We start from the raw sequence: 19114 nt of genomic DNA, 5'->3' as shown, positions 1-19114 counted from the left end.
AGCAACGGATTTCAATCCGTTGAACGTAGAAAATTATTTTTTAACCTCAAGTTCCGTAGGAACGTTACATTTTGTAGTAACGGATTTCAATCCGTTGAACGTAGAAAATTATTTTTTAACCTCAAGTTCCGTAGGAACGTTACATTTTGTAGTAACGGATTTCAATCCGTTGAACGTAGAAAATTATTTTTCAACCTCAAGTTCCGTAGGAACGTTACATTTTGTAGTAACGGATTTCAATCCGTTGAACGTAGAAAATTATTTTTCAACCTCAAGTTCCGTAGGAACGTAATATTTTGTAGTAACGGATTTCAATCCGTTGAACGTAGAAGATTATTTTTTAACCTTAAATTCCGTAGGAATGATTGATTTTGTAGCAACGGATTTTAATCCGTTGTTTGGTGTTTGGCGACAACAGATTTCAATCGTTATTTACTGCTGTTTTTCATTGCTTTTGCATTTTTGTAATCTATCCAAGCTTGTCCTTTTAACTTTCGCATCATTACATCAAAATATCTCATAATAAAAACATTGTAGAAGGCTTTGGAAAGGTTAGGGATTCGCCTTGGAAAAGCGCGCAGACTCATTGAAAAACCTGCGCTTTGGTATTTCATATAATGCCAATAGCCCTCGGGCATGTAGAGCATCTCCCCATGCTTCAGATGGGTGATGTAGCCTTTAGCGTTTTGTAAGGCTGGGAATTTTTCGAAATCGGGAGCATCAAAATCAATGTCTTCACGAGCAATGAGAGCGTGAGGGACTTTGTAAAGGTAGGGTGTTTGTTGCGGATCGAATAGCATGCATTGTTTCGTGCCATGAAAATGGAAATGCAAAATATTCGAATAATCAATATCATAATGCATGAATACTTTGGAGTTTTCACCGCCAAAAAAGAGCATAGGTAATTGTTTTACCAATCGTAATCCGATGTTGGGCCACTTAAAATCTTGTTGTAATAGTGGCACTTCCTTCATTAATTCATAAAGAAAAATGCGATAATTAGTAGGTTTTGATTGAAGTAAATCAATATAATCAGCCATTTTCATTTGGGTATGGGCTTGATTAAAACCATCTTTGTGTGACACAGGACGATCGTCATACAGCGGCACTGTTTTTTCGCCGGCTACACTTTTAATATAATTGAGATTCCACTTCTCATAAGCGGGCCAATCTTGGGTTAGTTTTTCAATTACTAAAGGCTTTTGTTTTTTTACATAAAGAGTATAGAAATCTTCTTTTGAAATGGTTTCAACACGTTCAATTTCAATAAGATTCATTTTCATAAATAGAAATTAAAAATTAAAAAAAATGCTCCTAGTTTTTTAGACTAAGAGCAAATTTACTAAAGCTTTATTTTATTTTATAAAAAAAAAAATTACTTATTTTTCATTGAAGCTTCTACGTTTCTTTCGATGGTATGTCCTGGTCTTGACCATCTTGGTTTTTCGCCCAATTCAGTGTATTGAGAATCGGAAGCTTCTACAGTCTCAGGTTGTTGCAATTTGATAAAAGGTTTTTGAGGTTGTAAACCCAAGGTTTCAAAGAGTTTCATGTCCTCATCTACATTCGGATTGGGAGTTGTCAACAATTTATCTCCAGCGAAAATAGAATTGGCTCCCGCAAAGAAACACATGGATTGCCCTTCGCGACTCATGTTCATTCTACCTGCTGACAAGCGAACTTGGGTTTCGGGCATTACAATTCGTGTGGTGGCTACCATTCGGATCATTTCCCAAATTTCTACGGGTTTTTCTTCTTCTAAAGGAGTTCCTTCTACGGCTACTAACGCATTAATTGGCACAGATTCAGGTTGTGGATTTAAGGTAGCTAGAGCGACCAACATTCCAGCTCTGTCTTCTACGCTTTCTCCCATTCCGATGATACCGCCACTGCATACTGAAATTTTTGTTTTTCGAACGTTTTCAATAGTTTGCAAACGATCTTCAAAACCGCGAGTAGAAATTACTTCTTTGTAATATTCTTCAGAAGTATCTAAATTGTGATTATAAGCATACAATCCCGCTTCGGCTAATCTTTTGGCTTGATTTTCGGTGATCATTCCTAAAGTACAACAAACTTCCATATCTAGTTTGTTAATGGTTCGTACCATTTCTAATACTTGGTCAAATTCGGGGCCATCTTTTACATTGCGCCAAGCAGCTCCCATACAAACTCTAGAAGACCCTCCTGATTTTGCTCTCAAAGCTTGGGCTTTCACTTGGCTTACCGTCATGAGGTCATTACCTTCAATGTCGGTATGATATCTAGCGGCCTGTGGACAATACCCACAATCTTCTGAGCATCCGCCAGTTTTTATGGATAAAAGTGTTGAAACTTGTACTACATTAGGATCGTGGTGTGTTCTGTGTATTGTTGCAGCCTCATACAACAAATCCATTAACGGTTTATTGTAGATCGCTATTATTTCTTCTCTGGTCCAATTGTGTCTTATACTGCTCATACGCCATATTTTTGATGGCCAAAAGTAATCATTTACTTTTGAAGTAACAATGGAAGTAATTAAAAGCGATCATTTTTAGTCTGTAACCAATCGGTTGTTCCAATATAATAAAAGCAACATCGTTACTACAACAGTAGAAGCAATGCCTTCAAACAATAAGCAAATGCTGTACAACATCACCGTGGGGCTGCCACCAAAAAGAAACGTTTTAGATAGCGATTGTACATAATCATCACCACCCTGCATATAACTGTAGATAATTAACCCAATGATGCTCATAAAAACCCCATATAAAGAAGTTTTCATACCTGAAACAGCGTTGTTCGCTAATAAAATATTCCCATCGTTAATGTTCATCAGTAAGGTTCGATTGACCCCATAAAGCACAAAAATTGTGTTGAACAATCGCAAGTAAAATACATCCGAAAGGCCAACGAGGTTCATTATTAAAAAATAAATAGCAATGCCTAAGAAAATTAGGAAGCCGTTTTGAAATTCTCTTGAAAGTTTCATGTTATGTTTTTTTGAGGTTAGTGGTAATAAATATAATAAATTGATTGACACTAAGTTATCAAAAAAAACAATGAATATTTTTTATTTAGGGGAACATTAACTTTTGTTAGGTTCTTGGAAGGACGCAAAGTAGGCTCTAGTGTTTTTCTCGTCTGTGGATAATTGGGATTGTAACGCCTGAATGTTTTCAAATTTTTGTTCTCCTCGTAAACGATGCAAAATACTGATTTTTAATTCTTGATCGTATAAATCAGCTTGAAAATCTAAGAAATGCACTTCGATACTTTGTTGATCTCCACCCACCGTTGGGTTGAAACCAATGTTCATCATGCCCAAAACTGTTTTGTGATCGAGCATACTTTTTACCACATACACTCCGTTTTGCGGGATTAATTTAGTAAAGGTATCGATGGCAAGATTGGCTGTCGGAAAACCTAAAGTGCGCCCCAATTGTTTTCCTTTGACAACTTTTCCAATTAACGAATAAGGGGTTTCAAGGTATTGATTGGCGAGATCAAGATTTCCTTCGGTAATGGCATTTCTAATTTTGGTAGAACTCACCGAAATTTCATTGATTTCTTGTGCCGAAATTTGTTCTACTTCAAAATTGTATTTTTTACCAAAGGCAATCAAATCATTGATGTCAGCAGAGCGATTACTTCCAAAGCGATGGTCATACCCGATAATGATTTTGTGAATTTTTAGTCGTTCTACCAATAAATCCCTCACAAACTCTTCGGCAGTTAATTTTGAAAAAGCAGTATCGAAAGGATGAATAATTAAGTTTTGTATCCCTAATTGTGTCAGCAATTCTATCTTCTCGGGGATCGTATTTAATAATTTTAGGGCTGTCTGATCTTGTAAAACCGATCGAGGATGGGGATAAAAAGTAAGGACAACACTTTCATAAGTGTCATTTAAAGTACTTTGGTTTACTTTATTTAATATGCTTTTGTGACCGAAATGTACGCCATCAAAAGTACCTAAAGTAAGAATCGTTTTTTTTGTAGCAACAAATTCGGTTATGGAATGAAAAATCTTCAAAATGACTTATTTATAAAGGTGCAAATTTATACTTTCTAATTCAATTGGTATAAAAATTCACCCCTCAATTTCAAGTGTTCTCTGACTTCATTTTGTCTCAAGGTCAGACTCGCGATTCATAAGTAAATAAAATAAGAAGATTTGCTTTGTGTATAGCTGATGTTCAAGGCGTAATGCGGTTACCTTCCTTTTTTACATCTTTAAAATCTTTGCTATCGACTTTCAAATTTTACAATTTTCTTAAAATTGGAGTGCATTACCTCTACAGGGTATTCACATTTAAAACTTTCAGTAACGAATTACTAATAAATCTGAAATTACATTATAGTTTTAATGATACCAAGTAGTAAAGTTGATGGATTTCTTGACATTCAATTTTAATTTCGAGGAGTAGTAGTGCTACTTGGTGTAATTCGAGGTTAACTTTTTTTAAAAGCCAATGCCCTGACTGTCCTGACGTCAGTGGCTTTAATTACATAGATAGTTTATATTTGTACCCTAATGAGAGTGTACTATTTTTGAAAATAAAGTGTTTTTTGATGGATTTAATAGTTGAAAAATGATTTTTTTACAAGAATTTATTTAACTTTAATACCACAAAATCAAATAGTTATGAGGAAAATACCAATATTGCTGCTTTTGTTTTTTGTTTTCACTTCTTCTTATTCGCAAGAAAAACCTACATGGAAGGTTGCTGAAGCATTTTCTGAGACTAGACAAAATATAGATGCTCAAGAAAGATCTTATGACGGTTTTTTTGAATTGAATTGGAGTCAATGGCGTATGAATTTGGACCTAAAAGTTCCCCAATCTTCTAAAATTGGACTCCAAAAAATAACATTGCCTAACGCCTCTGGCCAAATGGAACAATTTCAGATTGTGGAGAATTCAAATTTCGCACCTGAATTACAAGCACAATTTCCGGAAATTCGCTCTTTTTCAGGAAAAGGAATCACAGATCCTAATGCTACTGTTTATTTTAGCATGTCGCCCGATGGATTGCAAACGATGGTTTTGAGAAATGGTCGCGAATCGGAATTTTTAGAACCTCTAAAGGGGCATAATGAAAAATATGTGCTATACCGCTCTGATAAAACAAGTAAAACAAACTTAGGTTTAAAATGTGAAACAGAGACCCAAGCTTTGGCAGCAAAATTTTCCAGTAAAACGCTCAAAAGCAAGGCGAGTGACCGCGTGTTTCGCACCTTACGTTTGGCTCTGTCATGTACCGGAGAATATGCTACTTATCATGGAGGTACAGTTTCAGGCGCATTAGCAGCTATGAATGCTACCTTGACACGAGTAAATGGTATTTTTAATAAAGATTTAGCGTTGAAACTGGTACTCGTAGCTGATAATAATAAAGTTGTTTTTACCGATGCCACCACAGATCCTTATGCTACAGTGGTGGGTGGAAATGCGCCAAGTGCTTGGAGTCAACAATTAGAAAATACCTTAACCAATCCAGCAATTTTAGGTGCTGATAAATACGATATTGGTCATTTATTTGGTGCTTCTGGAGGTGGTGGAAATGCTGGATGTATCGGATGTGTTTGTAATGCTGATAAAGCTAGGGCCTATACTTCACCTTCTAATAATAAACCAGAAGGAGATACTTTTGATCTCGATTTTGTAGCTCATGAATTTGGACATCAATTGGGAGCAACACATACTTTTTCACATGAAGTGGAAGGAACAGGTACTAATGTTGAGCCCGGAAGTGGCTCTACAATCATGGGATACGCTGGAATAACTGATGACTATGATGTTCAAAAAAATTCAGATGATTATTTTGCCTATGCTAGCATTAAGCAAATTCAAGATAATATGATGACTAAAACGTGTCCAGTGGCCACCACTATTGACACAGCTGCATTTGGGGTTGATGCAGGGAGTAGTTATACTATTCCTAAAAGCACCCCTTTTGTATTAAAAGGAGTAGCAACCGGTGCAACCAAAAATTCTTTTACTTACGTTTGGGAGCAAAACGATACTGCAATCAATGCTTTTGGTGCGAATAGTTTTGCTATTGCTGATAAAGTTGACGGTCCGTTGTTTCGTTCCATCCCGCCTTCTTTGTCGTTAGAACGCTATTTTCCGGCTTATGAAAAAGTATTGGTAAATAGGTTAAATAGTGATTGGGAGTCAGTTGCTAATATTGGAAGGACTTTAACATTCGTGTTGACTGCTCGTGATAATGAAGGTTTAGGGCAGACGGCTTCTGATGAAACCCAGATAACGGTTGCAAATACAGTGGGGCCTTTTGAGGTAACTTCACAAAATACAGTCGATTTAAGTTGGAATCCGGGTTCAACGCAAACCATAACTTGGAATGTAAATGATACGAATACTCTTTTGGGAGCTTCAAATGTTTCGATTAAATTATCGACAGACGGGGGATTGACTTTTCCTAACACCTTGCTTGTGAATACTCCTAATGATGGTTCCGAAACTATTGTAGTCCCTATGGTTGCTGCGCCAAAATGTAGGATCAAGATTGAACCCACAAATTCTGTTTTTTATGCATTAAATAAAATGCCATTTGCGATAGGGTACACTACAGTTTCTTCCTGTAATACTTATACTTTTACTACGCCAATTGCCATTCCTGATGGTGTAGCGACTTATACCATCAAAGAAGTAGATGTGCCTACTGGTTTAGGTGAGGTGACAGATATAAACGTAGAGGTGACTTTGACTCATTCTTATTTGTCTGATGTAGAGCTCGAAATTGTGAGTCCTCAAAATAAAACAGTGCGCTTGTTACAAAGGATATGTGGAGGTACGAATGCTACTTTACGTTTAAAATTAGATGATAGCGGAGTTATTGTAAATTGTGTTAACACATCCCAACAAACCATTACACCAACTGATTTGTTGAGTGGTTTTAATGGGAGCGATCCTGCAGGAAAATGGCTCTTGAGAGTTAGAGATGCATATCCCGATGATAGTGGTGCAATTAGCGCTGCTGCAATGGTCATATGTGCTACTAAAGCAACCTTAGGGACTGAATTTACTCAGGTTGATGATGTCCTAATAGCTCCAAATCCCTCTAACGGAATTGTTAATCTTCAATTTACTTCGATAAATAAAGGACAAGTAATGGTGGCTGTGACCGATGTTTTGGGGAGAGCTATTTATCAAAAAACCTTTGATAACGACGGGGATTTTAATAAAACTATTGATTTGACAAATGCTCTTTCAGGGGTTTATTTTTTGAACATAAGAGCTGGGGATAGAAAATGGGTTAAAAAAATCATAATAAAGTAAGGTCTTTTTTTAGGCCAGATTCTGAAGCAACCTTTTAAAAATCTAGATGCTCAAAAAGATGGCATAGCCAAAAATAGGTACTATAATTTTTTTGGGTTGGATTGAAATCCAATGCTACACGATCAGTTAAGTTACGATTCTTTTCTTTGATACTCGGGTCCATCGGAATGATTGGGTACTGTAGCAACGCATTTCAATCCGTTGTGATGTTATTGGGTGCATTGTTTTTTTGAGAATGTATCGAGCCCTTTTTTTGAATTTGAGATCCCTGTATTTAAAAAAGGAGCTCTGTTTTGTCAACAACCATTTGCTTTATTCAATATGACTATCCGTGACTAGTACCATTTCACAGAATAAATTAGTTGTTGAATGTTTTTCACAAATATAATCCTTTCTGATCTTTGCGTCTTCGCGACTTTGCGAGCCCAATTTCACGCAAAGGCACAGAGACGCAAAGTATATTGTCATTATTTAGACTGTTGGTATGAGTTACGGACAGCCATATTATTCAATTTGACTGTCCGCTATATGTACCAAGAATGGAACACGGATGACGCAGATTTAAACGGATTTTCGCTCATTTGTATGTAAAAATCCGTTTAAATCTGCGTCATCTGCGTGCCATTTTTATTATTGGTTCAAGTAACGGATTGTCAAATTATTCAAAATAAAATAGAGGAAAAAGAAGGTAATCTTATTCCTTTTTTATTTTCCATTAAAGCTATTCATGGTGTTATTAAGTCCTGCGGTACCGAATGATTTGATGATTTCCGTGCTAATGTCTAAACGTTCTGGAAGTGCAGCTTTTTCTTGTTCGTCCCATTCGCCTAATACATAATCTATTTGTTGCCCTTTTTTGAATTGGTCGCTAATACCAAATCGAAAACGGGTGTAGTTTTGGGTATTGAGGATGAGGTTGATGTTTTTTAACCCATTATGGCCGCCATCACTTCCTTTGCCTTTGATGCGAATGGTGCCAAATGAGAGATTCAAGTCATCAGTTATAACCATGAGGTTTTCTAGTGGAATTTTTTCAAGATCCATCCAGTATTTTACGGCTTTCCCACTCAAATTCATGTAAGTATTGGGTTTTAGCAATAAAAATGTTCTGCCTTTGAATTTGTATTCGGCTAAAGCGCCTAGTTTTACGGTTTGAAAAGCAATGTTTTCTTTTTTGGCAAGAAAGTCGAGTACTTTAAAGCCAATATTGTGACGGGTATTGACATAATCTGCGCCAATATTACCTAAACCTACGATTAGAAATTTTTTACTCACGGGTTCTGTATTGTTTTTTTCGGGTTCGTGACCCTCTGGTTTCATGTTGTGATCTTGCTCGGCTGTTTTGGGCATTGAAAACAGGGTTTGTATCCATTTTTTCATGATACAAAAATAAGTTTTCTTTGTGAAAAGGACAGCTAAAATGTGCAGATTACAGGGTAATTGCCTTTAAAAAAAAAGGTAGCCACGAATTTCAAGAAAGTGGAAAAACTTTGACGGCAACTTGGTTACCTTTTTTTACCACCGATTCGCTGATTATCAAAGATTAAAAAAAGGGTTAGATAGAATTGCGTCAATTATCACTAATGGTCATTGAAATGGAAAGTTATGAATTCTTAGCAGAAATTTCAAATTTCCATAAAAAAATCCCAAAAACCAGTATTGGAATTTGGGATTTTATGTATTTACAATGGAATGGACTACAACTCAAATGCTTTTTTAGGATTGTTATCGCAAAGCAATTCCACTGGATTTTCTAGTGCTTCTTTCACTGCTACCAAGAAACCAACTGACTCGCGTCCGTCGATGATTCGGTGGTCATAAGAAAGGGCTACGTACATCATTGGGTGAATTTCTACTTTACCATTTACAGCAATTGGACGCTCGATAATGTTGTGCATTCCTAAGATTCCGGACTGTGGAGGGTTGATAATTGGCGTAGACAACATGGAGCCAAAAACACCACCATTGGTAATCGTAAAGGTTCCTCCTGTCATATCATCAACAGTGATTTGTCCGTCGCGTGCTCTCAAGGCCAAACGTTTGATTTCGGCTTCAACTCCACGGAACGTCAAGTTTTCTGCATTACGAACTACGGGCACCATTAAGCCTTTTGGTCCAGAAACTGCGATGGAGATATCACAGAAATCGTAGGCCACTTTGTAATCGCCATCCATCATTGAATTAACGTCTGGATACAATTGCAACGCTCTAGTTACCGCTTTGGTAAAGAAAGACATATAGCCTAAACTTACCCCACCGTGTTTGGCTTTGAAGGCATCTTTGTACTCGTTACGCAAATTGTTGATAGGCGTCATGTTTACTTCGTTGAAAGTAGTCAACATTGCCGTTTCATTTTTAGCAGCCACTAGTCGCTCAGATACTTTACGACGCAACATAGATAATTTGGTGCGTTCTACGCCACGAGAACCTCCCGTTGGGGTTCCCATAGATGGCACCGCATTAACTGCGTCTTCTTTAGTGATTCTACCTGCTTTTCCAGTGCCAACAATGGTTTCTGGAGCTATGTTTTTTTCGTCCAATATTTTTCTAGCGGCTGGCGATGGAGTGCCTGCTGCATAAGTTGGCGCTACTGGAGCTGCTTTTGGCGCTTCAACTTTTACCTCCGCTTTTGGCGCTTCAGCTACTGGTGCTGCCACAGGCGTTGCACCTGATGGTTTAGCTGCGGCAGTATCTATTAAACAAACAATGGCGCCTACTGCTACTGCATCACCTTCTTCTGCTTTTAGGGTAATTATACCGCTGGCTTCTGCTGGTAACTCTAAGGTTGCTTTATCTGAATCTACTTCAGCAATCGCTTGATCTTTTTCTACATAATCACCATCTTTTACCAACCAAGTGGCTATTTCTACTTCTTTGATGGATTCCCCTGGTGATGGGACTTTCATTTCTAAAATCATCTTCTGTTAGTTTATTGTTTGTAGTTTAAGGCTAATGGTTTCTGGTTTGTTTTAAGTAATAAACTAAAAACCACAAACGTTTTATCTAAATAAATTTTTATCAAATACCATTCTAATAGCATCGGCGTGACGACGCTTGGCTCTGGTGTAACTTCCTGACGCTGGTGCCGCATAGGCTTTAAGTGATGCTAATCTCCATTTTACCAAATCAAAATTAGCCAACATGTACGTATAAGCTCCCATGTTTTTTGGTTCTTCTTGTGCCCAAACATAATCGTCTGCATTTGGATATTGAGCGATAATTTCTTTTAACTGCTCGATGGGTAAGGGGAATAATTGTTCGATACGCACTACAGCTACATCGTTTCGACCGTTGTTGGTTCTTTCGGCTGTAATATCATAATAGAATTTACCGGTGCAAAACACCAAGGTCTTTACCTCTGCTTTATTAACTGCTGTATCATCAATGGTTTCTTGGAATTGCCCCTGCGTAAAATCTTCTAGTGGTGAAACACATCTTGGATCACGTAGTAAACTCTTTGGTGTAAACACTATTAATGGTTTACGGAAATTGGTTTTCATTTGTCTTCTTAACAAGTGGAAGAAGTTGGCTGGTGTTGTACAATCCGCCACATACATATTATGTCGGGCACAAAGTTGAAGATAACGCTCCATTCTAGCCGAAGAGTGCTCTGCTCCCTGTCCTTCGTAACCATGCGGCAACAACATTACAATTCCGTTTTGATTGTTCCATTTGTCTTCTCCACACGAGATGTATTGGTCAATCATGATTTGGGCACCATTAGAGAAATCGCCAAATTGTGCTTCCCAAATCGTCAATGCGTTTGGATTTGCCAAGGCATAGCCATAGTCAAATCCTAAAACACCATATTCAGACAAGAATGAGTTGTACACATAGAAGTTTCCTTTTTTGTTTTCTATGTGATCTAACAGCACAACTTCTTCTTCTGAATCTTCCACTTTTACTACCGCATGACGGTGTGAAAAAGTCCCTCGCTCTACATCCTGACCTGAAATACGAACATCAAATCCTTCGGTTAGTAATGAGCCATAAGCCATAGTCTCGGCAGTTCCCCAATCGATAGTATTGTTGTCATATCCTGTTTTTCTATCGCCAACAATTTTAGAAATTTTGTTGATGAATTTTTTATCAGCAGGCAAGCTAGAAACGGTTGTAATAATAGAATCTAAGGTTTCTTTGGCTACAGTTGTATCCACTTTTTGCAACATCACTTTGTCAGAAACTTGCTCAAATCCATTCCATTCATTTTGCATAAATGGAGTAATTACTGTCAGTTCTTTTTTACGTGAAGCCTCAAGGTTATCATTGAGTTTGTCTTTGTATTCCTTTTCAATTTGGTTGACAAAAGTGGCATCAATAACACCATCTGTCAATAATTTTAAAGCATAAATATCTCTTGGATTTTGATGTTTGGCAATTAATTTATACAATACAGGTTGGGTAAATCTTGGTTCATCTCCTTCATTATGACCATACTTTCTGTATCCTAGCAAATCAATAAAGACATCTTTTCCGAATTGCATTCTAAAATCTAATGCGAAAGACATGGCGTGAACTACCGCTTCTGCATCATCTGCATTCACATGTAATACCGGAGAAAGGGTCACTTTGGCCACATCTGTACAGTAAGTAGACGAACGTGCGTCAAGATAGTTGGTAGTAAAACCTACTTGATTATTGATTACAATATGAATGGTTCCTCCGGTTTTGTAACCATCTAATTGTGCCATTTGTACAATTTCATACAAAATGCCTTGGCCTGCGATAGCAGCATCACCATGAACGGCAATTGGCAATACTTTGGAGAAATCATCCGCAAAATATTTATCTTGTTTTGCTCTTGTAATTCCTTCAATAACTGCGCCTACGGTTTCTAAGTGGGAAGGATTTGGAGCAAGGTTGATGTTTATTTTTTTGCCCGAACGCGTAACTTTGTCAGCAGTCAATCCCAAATGGTATTTAACGTCGCCATCAAAATACTCTTGGTCGTAGTCTTTGCCATCAAATTCACTAAAAATATCTTGTGTTGATTTGCCGAATATATTGGCAAGTACATTCAAACGTCCACGGTGCGCCATTCCCATAACGAATTGCTCTACTCCTTTATCGGCTGCTTTTTCAATTAAAGCATCTAAAGCGGGGATAATTGTTTCTCCACCTTCTAGAGAAAAGCGTTTTTGGCCTACGTATTTTGTATGCAAGAAATTTTCAAACGCTACGGCTTCATTTAATTTCTCTAAGATTACTTTTTTCTCCTCAGAAGAGAAATTAGGTTGATTGTCATTAATTCTTATTTTTTGACGAATCCACTCCACAATTTCGGGTTTACGTATAAAAACATATTCGATTCCGATATGTTGGCAATAGATATTTTCTAAATGTCCAATTAGTTCTCTTAAAGTACAAGGTTCTTTACCAATTACTTTGGCAGCATCAAAAACTACGTCCATATCCGAAGTAACAAGACCAAAATTTTCAATATCTAAAGTAGGTAAATAAAGACGACGATCGCGCACCGGGTTGGTTTTGGTAAACAAATGCCCTCGCATTCGGTAGCCTTCGATCAGTTTGATCACTTTAAATTCTTTTTGTAATTTTTCAGAAACTTGAGTATTCGAAGCAAAACAAGAATCTTCGGAAGAGGCAACTACAGCTGTTGTGGGCGAATGGTTTACTTGTTCCTCATTATAAGTGGTCATTCCAAAGTCAAAGCCTTGAAAAAAGCTTCTCCAACTTGGCTCTACGCTATCTGGATTTTCTAAATATTGATCGTATAATTGTGCAAAAAATTCGGTGTGTGCTGCGTTTAAAAATGAAAACCTATCCATAATATTAGTTGAATGAATTTTTAAAATAGTCCGACAAAAGTACAATAAACGGATATAATTAATTCACTTTTTTGATTACTTTTACTGCTATTTTTGTTAAATAAAACCCATTGTCATGAAAAAAATTAAATTTTTTGCAGTTTGCCGATTGATTTTCCTTTTTGTATTGCTGTGTTTCACGAAATCGTTGTATGCGCAACAGGCTTTTTCAAATGGTTTTTCTAAAAAAATACAATTTGGAGGAGGATTAGGTTTGAATTTTGGTTCGGGCTTTACCGATATTTCTGTGGCCCCAAGTGCGATTTACAATATTAACCCATTTGTGGCTTTGGGAGCAAGTATACAATTTGGGTATATTAAAGTAAAAAACAATTATGAAACTTATACTTATGGAGGAAGTTTGATTGGTTTGATCAATCCGATTCCCCAAATTCAATTATCGGCAGAGCTAGAGCAATTGCGATTCAATACCAAATTTCGATACTACGGCGATCAGGATTATTGGAATACCGCCTTGTATTTAGGAGCGGGTTATCGCAGCAACAATGTTACTTTTGGAGTTCGTTATGATGTTTTACATGATGACAACAAGAGTATTTATAGCGAAGCCTTCATGCCTTTTGTAAGGGTTTACTTCTAATAGGTCGTTAGGCTAGGAAGTCTATTTTATAAGGAGGATACAATTGAAAAAGTAAGAAAGGGGGGTGTTGAGAAGAAATTTCACCTTTAAACGGAACGATAATAATTTCGAAACCATACTTTTTGCCATTCTCTTTTTAGAATCAAAAAAGCCACCTGACTTGACAGCGCAACAATATCGGATCCATCCAATTGCTTTATGTCGTTTTCCGGAACATCAATGATATAGAGCAAGTTTAAATATTCAGCAAACTTGTGCTGAATAAGACGATATATTTTTTCTTGCAGCTCCAATTGGAGTGCCTCTGGCGTAATAGTCACTGGAAAATCAACACCTTCATTAGCCAAGTTAAAATCTTTATTGATTTGAACTATTAAATTAAGATACAAATTTTCCTTGGTTGCTTCTGCAAGTAAATGTTCCGTATTGAGTGGCGCTACATACATGTTTTGCTTTTTAAGTTCGCTGATAGCAAAATAAAACTTTAGTGTTTCAAACAAAGAGTTTGTTTGATTTTTTACACTTTTCGTTCCATCAAATTTTCTCCAAAGGCTTTCAATAATGCTTTTTTATCCGATGCGATTTGTAAATTATTCAATGTTTCAAATGCTAAATGTGTATATTTCTTAATGGCTTCCTGTGTAGCAACAGCTGCGCCACTGACTGTAAAAATGTGTTTGACTTGCTCAATTTTTGCCGCTACAGTTGCTGGTTGCGTTGAAAACAAAGTGGTTAATTGTTCTTTCTGAGAATCAGTAGAGAACTCAAGGGCTTTCAAATACAAATAGGTTTTTTTATTCTCAATAATATCACCGCCTACTTGTTTTCCAAAAGTGGCAGGATCGCCAAACGCATCCAAGTAATCGTCTTGTAATTGGAAGGCAATTCCTAAATTCAGTCCAAAATCATAAATTAATTTAGCGTTGGTTTTGGATGTTTTAGCGATGATTGCGCCCATTTTCATAGCCGCTGCCACGAGTACTGCTGTTTTGAATTCGATCATTTTTAGATATTCAGGAATCGTGACATCGTTTCTCGTTTCGAAATCCACATCCCATTGCTGCCCTTCACAAACTTCTAAAGCCGTTTTGCTAAACAATTTAGCCAATTTTCGAAAGGTTTTGGGTTCGTATTTTTCAAAATATTGATAGGCCAAAATTAGCATGGCATCACCTGATAAAATGCCCGTATTGGTATCCCATTTTTCATGTACCGTTTCGTGTCCTCTTCGCAAGGGTGCTGCATCCATGATGTCATCGTGAACTAACGAGAAATTATGAAAAACTTCTACCGCCATAGAGGCAGGCAGTGCCTTTTGATAGGAGGTATCAAAAATTTCGGCACTCATTAAAGTCAAAACAGGACGCATTCTTTTGCCTCCTAAAGATAAGATATAGTGAATAGGGTGGTATAAATTTTGGGGTTCTTTATGTATGGTTTGATTATCGAGATAAGCCATAAAAAACTCTTGGTAAGCAGCAACTGAATACATAGGGATAAAATTCGATTAGCGAAAGTTCAAAGATACAATTAGGAAAACTATTTTCAACAGAAAATTCAGTGGAATAGCATTATATTATTGTACAACAATTGTTAAATATATCCTATCGAAAACGTTTACTGTGTTAAAAAAAACAAAACATAGGAAACTTTTTTGGTATTCGCGGTTTCCTTTCTATATTTGTCCATAATTAAAATCAAAAGTTCCTTAAACCCTCAACCTACAGTTATCACGAATCATGAATTCAAAATGGCTTATTAATTCCAATCAGTCCGATGTATTGATTGAAGACAAAAACTCCCTAATTGCCTACTTGGGTGGAAACAACAACGAATTTAGCGGATACATTGTATTAGACAACGATACTATTGAAGATGCATCAGTAGCTTTTTCGTTAGCACTTCCAAAAAACACAAAAAAACAAGAATCCATTCCCTTTTTAACGAAGATGACTTCGCTTTTTGAAGAGAATGAAGCTCCCATGATTCAATTTAAATCTACTTCTTTTCAAAAAATAAATAAAAATATTAATTTTTTAAAAGGAGACTTAACGATTAAAAACATTACAAAATCACTTGAGTTAGAAACCGAATTTCTGGGAATCAATAACTACGACGGACAACAAAAGGGGTCTTTTGAAGTCTCAACAAAAATCAGCCGATTAGAATTTGATCATTGGTACAACTTGAATACCCAACATGGGGGAAGGTCTATCGGTAGAGATATTAAATTAATAGCAAACTTGGAATTCTTAATGTAATGTCCTTCCATAAAAACAAGCTAATAAATAACAGACAAAAGATTTCATTACAATGAAAGAGAAAATCATGGCCAAAGCAAGTGAGCTCTTTTTAAAACTTGGTTTTAAAAGTATCACTATGGATGATATTGCCAGTGAAATGTGTATTTCTAAAAAAACAATCTATAAATACTTTTGCAACAAAGAAGTCCTGATTGAGGAAAGCACAGAAGTAATGCACAAGGAGGTGCACCAGAGCATTGACGCGATTGTCAAAAAAAATTACAACGCCATTCAGGAGAATTTTGAAATTAGAAAAATGTTCAAAGAAATGTTTAATTCTGGAGATACCTCGCCCATGTACCAACTCAAAAAACATTATCCTGAGATTTATTACAACTTGGTTAGTAGAGAGGTAAATGATTGTAATGCCGTATTTAAACAAAACATTGAGAAAGGAATCAAAGAAGGTTTGTATCGACCCGACATTCCAAAAGAAGCCTATGTACGATTTTACTACACACTCATCTTTGATATCAATGGCAATACCGTTTCAGAGAAAGAAGCACAAGAACTAGAATTAGAAGCCTTAAAATACCATACCAGAGCGATGGCTACCTTGGCGGGTATCATTGAATTAGAAAGACAGTTAGACGAACACACCATATTGCAATAACCATAGTAAAGGTGAATAGCATTAGAAAACAGCATCATCAATCCCAATAACAAATATTAAATTTATGAAATACCGATTATCCTTTCTTAGTATAGTATGGTTTGCTTTGAATATGCAAGCACAAGAGGCGACCACCTTGAGCCTACAAGACGCACTAAAGTTTGCTCTTGAAAATAAGGCCGAAGCACAAAAAGCAAAGCTAAAAGTAGAGAATAGCCAATATCAAATTGAAGAAGTGCGTTCGAGAGCCTTGCCTCAAATTACAGCCAACGGAAGTTTAAACTACAGCCCTATTCAACAAACTAGTATTATTGATGGGGGATCATTCGGGCAACCCGGAACCACTATTGAGGCTGTTTTTGGTCAAAAATGGAATTCTATAGCAGGTGTTTCCCTAACTCAGGCTTTGTTTGATCAATCGGTTTTTACAGGTTTGAAAGCCGCGCGTTCCACAAAAGAGTTTTATTTAATCAACAATCAATTAACCGAAGAACAAGTAATTGAAGGTGTTGCTAACAATTATTACCAAGTATACGTGCTCCGTGAAAAGCTTTCGCTGTTAGAAAATACTTTTAAAATTACCGAAAAAGCTAGAGATATTGTAAAAGGGCAATTTGAGAATGGGCTAGCCAAAAAAATTGATTTAGATAGAATGAATGTGAGAGTGACCAATGTTATGACTCAAAAACAACAAATCAACAATTTAATTCAGCTTCAAGAAAACACCTTAAAGTTTTATATAGGAATGCCTATTGCTACAAAAATTGTGATACCAAATACTGCTTTTGAAATCACGCCTTTGGCCATCACAGAAGCACCAAATCCGGAAACTAGAACGGAATATTTGCTCTTAAAAAAACAAGAAGAATTATTGAATTTTCAGAAAAAAGCAGCTATAGCTAACTTTTATCCTACCCTTTCCCTTTCTGCTAATTACAATTACTTCGGGCAAGGTCCTGAAATGCCATTGTTCAAAAAACCATCTAATGGAGTGTATTGGTCTGACTTTTCATCTATTGGTTTAAATTTGAGAGTTCCTATTTTTAGTGGATTTGGTACTAGAGCCAAAGTAAGGCAAGCTGATGTAGAGCTGCGTTCTATTGAAGAAGACATCAAAGACACACAATTAGCCTTAGACCTTGATTATAAAAATGCTACTACACAAATTGAAAACAGTATCAGCACTATTACCAATCAAAAAGAAAACATGCGTTTGGCAGAAGAAATTCTAAAGAACACGAATAACAATTACCAACAAGGTTTGGCTTCATTAACCGATTTATTGGATGCAGAGAATGCAGCAACCGAGGCACAAAATAATTATACCGCCGCGATATTAGATTACAAACTAGCGGAAATAAAATTAGTAAAATCAAAAGGAGAACTTAAAACATTATTAAACAACTAAAATCATGAAAAAATACATAAAAACCATTATAATCATCATTGCGGCCTTAGGTGTAATTAGCTATATTTTGATGAAAAACAAAGCAGAAAATGCTGAAAAAATAGCCATCGTAGCTTCAAAAAATGCGAGCGTTACCGTAAAAGTGGATCAAGTTAAAAACGAAGTGGTTTCCTTAGATTTTGTAGCCAATGGTAATTTTGAACCAATTCAGGAGCTTACGTTTTCTGCAGAAAAATCCGGTAAAGTAATTAGTGTTTTGGCCAAGGAGGGCGATCGTGTCACTATAGGACAAACCTTAGCTATCGTAAGAGGTGATGTCATTGATGTAAATGCAAAAGCGGCTGAGGCTGCTTACATGAATGCCAAATCAGATTACAATCGGTTTCAAAATGCCTATCAAACGGGCGGTGTAACCAAACAACAATTAGACCAAGCCAAATTAGGCCTTACTAATGCTGAAGCCAACTACAAACAAGCCAAAATAAATGTGGGTGACACGCGTATCAAAGCTCCAATTAACGGAATCATTAACAAAAAATATATCGAACCAGGATCAATGTTAGCCGCAATGCCTGCTACTGCATTATTTGATATTGTTAATGTCAGTAAATTGAAATTGAAAGTTACCGTTAGTGAAGCCCAAGTGGCCAGTTTAAAAGTAGGCAACTCCATTGCGATCAAAACGGGCATTTATCCTGACAAATCTTTTAATGGTCGTATCACTTTCATTGCTGCTAAAGCCGATTCAAATCTGAATTTTCCGGTAGAAATTGAAGTGGCTAACAACACCAATAACGAACTTAAAGCAGGAATGTATGGAACGGCGTTATTCCAATCTTCGCAACAAAAATCGGCTTTGACAATCGTTCCTAGAAATGCCTTTGTAGGCAGTGTCAGCAGTAATGAAATTTTTGTAGTAGAAAACGGCATTGCTAAACTTAAAAAAGTAACTGCAGGTCGAATTTTAGGCGATAAAGTTGAAATCATTAGCGGACTTTCTATTGGTGAAACAGTGATAACTACTGGACAAATCAATTTACAAGATGGCGTTGCAGTAGAAATCATTAAATAAT

General features: G+C 36.6%; 16 protein-coding genes. 7 read left to right on the top strand and 9 right to left on the bottom strand.

Annotated features, from left to right (window positions below; translation table 11 throughout):
- Positions 1-19 precede the first annotated feature (19 nt).
- The gene (locus ACSVH7_RS01940) at positions 20-292 is read left to right on the top strand and encodes a hypothetical protein (RefSeq protein ID WP_438065005.1); all 273 of its coding nucleotides are present in this window, start codon (positions 20-22) and stop codon (positions 290-292) included.
- Positions 293-428: 136 nt separating this feature from the next.
- On the opposite strand, the gene ACSVH7_RS01935 is transcribed toward ACSVH7_RS01940, so the two are convergent.
- The 4 genes from ACSVH7_RS01935 to ACSVH7_RS01920 form a co-directional block, all read right to left on the bottom strand.
- Complete coding sequence (locus ACSVH7_RS01935) at positions 429-1277, bottom strand: cupin-like domain-containing protein (RefSeq protein WP_438065429.1); 849 nt, start codon at positions 1275-1277, stop codon at positions 429-431.
- Between the two features lie 98 nt (positions 1278-1375).
- Positions 1376-2461 (bottom strand): biotin synthase BioB, encoded by a 1086-nt coding sequence (bioB, locus tag ACSVH7_RS01930; protein WP_438065004.1) that lies wholly within the window; start codon positions 2459-2461, stop codon positions 1376-1378.
- 75 nt (positions 2462-2536) lie between these two features.
- Positions 2537-2974, bottom strand: coding sequence for a hypothetical protein (locus ACSVH7_RS01925; protein WP_438065003.1), 438 nt, complete (start codon positions 2972-2974; stop codon positions 2537-2539).
- Positions 2975-3070: 96 nt separating this feature from the next.
- A complete protein-coding gene (locus ACSVH7_RS01920) occupies positions 3071-4018 on the bottom strand; it encodes a bifunctional riboflavin kinase/FAD synthetase (protein ID WP_438065002.1) in 948 nt (315 codons plus the stop codon).
- Positions 4019-4630: 612 nt separating this feature from the next.
- Here ACSVH7_RS01920 and ACSVH7_RS01915 point away from each other — a divergent pair.
- Positions 4631-7288, top strand: a complete 2658-nt coding sequence (locus ACSVH7_RS01915; protein WP_438065001.1) for a zinc-dependent metalloprotease — start codon at positions 4631-4633, stop codon at positions 7286-7288.
- 705 nt (positions 7289-7993) lie between these two features.
- Here the strand turns inward: ACSVH7_RS01915 and pth are convergent.
- The 3 genes from pth to ACSVH7_RS01900 all read right to left on the bottom strand — a co-directional run bounded on the left by pth (position 7994) and on the right by ACSVH7_RS01900 (position 13077).
- Entirely contained in the window at positions 7994-8668 is a 675-nt protein-coding gene (gene pth, locus ACSVH7_RS01910; RefSeq protein ID WP_438065000.1) for an aminoacyl-tRNA hydrolase, read from the bottom strand.
- A gap of 317 nt (positions 8669-8985) precedes the next feature.
- Entirely contained in the window at positions 8986-10206 is a 1221-nt protein-coding gene (gene odhB, locus ACSVH7_RS01905; RefSeq protein ID WP_438064999.1) for a 2-oxoglutarate dehydrogenase complex dihydrolipoyllysine-residue succinyltransferase, read from the bottom strand.
- An 81-nt stretch (positions 10207-10287) separates the two neighbouring features.
- Complete coding sequence (locus tag ACSVH7_RS01900) at positions 10288-13077, bottom strand: 2-oxoglutarate dehydrogenase E1 component (RefSeq protein ID WP_438064998.1); 2790 nt, start codon at positions 13075-13077, stop codon at positions 10288-10290.
- Between the two features lie 115 nt (positions 13078-13192).
- On the opposite strand from ACSVH7_RS01900, the gene ACSVH7_RS01895 reads away from it, so the two are divergent.
- Complete coding sequence (locus tag ACSVH7_RS01895; RefSeq protein WP_438064997.1) at positions 13193-13717, top strand: hypothetical protein; 525 nt, start codon at positions 13193-13195, stop codon at positions 13715-13717.
- Between the two features lie 86 nt (positions 13718-13803).
- On the opposite strand, the gene ACSVH7_RS01890 is transcribed toward ACSVH7_RS01895, so the two are convergent.
- Complete coding sequence (locus tag ACSVH7_RS01890; RefSeq protein WP_438064996.1) at positions 13804-14163, bottom strand: hypothetical protein; 360 nt, start codon at positions 14161-14163, stop codon at positions 13804-13806.
- Between the two features lie 71 nt (positions 14164-14234).
- Positions 14235-15209 carry a polyprenyl synthetase family protein gene (locus ACSVH7_RS01885; RefSeq protein WP_438064995.1) on the bottom strand — a complete coding sequence of 325 codons (975 nt, stop codon included), beginning with the start codon at positions 15207-15209 and terminating at the stop codon, positions 14235-14237.
- A 247-nt stretch (positions 15210-15456) separates the two neighbouring features.
- Between ACSVH7_RS01885 and ACSVH7_RS01880 the strand changes: the two genes are divergently transcribed.
- The 4 genes from ACSVH7_RS01880 to ACSVH7_RS01865 all read left to right on the top strand — a co-directional run bounded on the left by ACSVH7_RS01880 (position 15457) and on the right by ACSVH7_RS01865 (position 19113).
- Positions 15457-15978, top strand: coding sequence for a YceI family protein (locus ACSVH7_RS01880; RefSeq protein WP_438064994.1), 522 nt, complete (start codon positions 15457-15459; stop codon positions 15976-15978).
- A gap of 52 nt (positions 15979-16030) precedes the next feature.
- Positions 16031-16633, top strand: coding sequence for a TetR/AcrR family transcriptional regulator (locus tag ACSVH7_RS01875; protein WP_438064993.1), 603 nt, complete (start codon positions 16031-16033; stop codon positions 16631-16633).
- Positions 16634-16697: 64 nt separating this feature from the next.
- Positions 16698-18041 (top strand): TolC family protein, encoded by a 1344-nt coding sequence (locus ACSVH7_RS01870; protein ID WP_438064992.1) that lies wholly within the window; start codon positions 16698-16700, stop codon positions 18039-18041.
- Between the two features lie 4 nt (positions 18042-18045).
- Complete coding sequence (locus tag ACSVH7_RS01865; protein WP_438064991.1) at positions 18046-19113, top strand: efflux RND transporter periplasmic adaptor subunit; 1068 nt, start codon at positions 18046-18048, stop codon at positions 19111-19113.
- The last annotated feature ends 1 nt before the right edge of the window (position 19114 follow it).

Source organism: Flavobacterium sp. TSSA_36, from assembly GCF_051547165.1.
Lineage (GTDB): Bacteria > Bacteroidota > Bacteroidia > Flavobacteriales > Flavobacteriaceae > Flavobacterium.
This window is presented reverse-complemented; position numbering and strand designations above follow the sequence as displayed.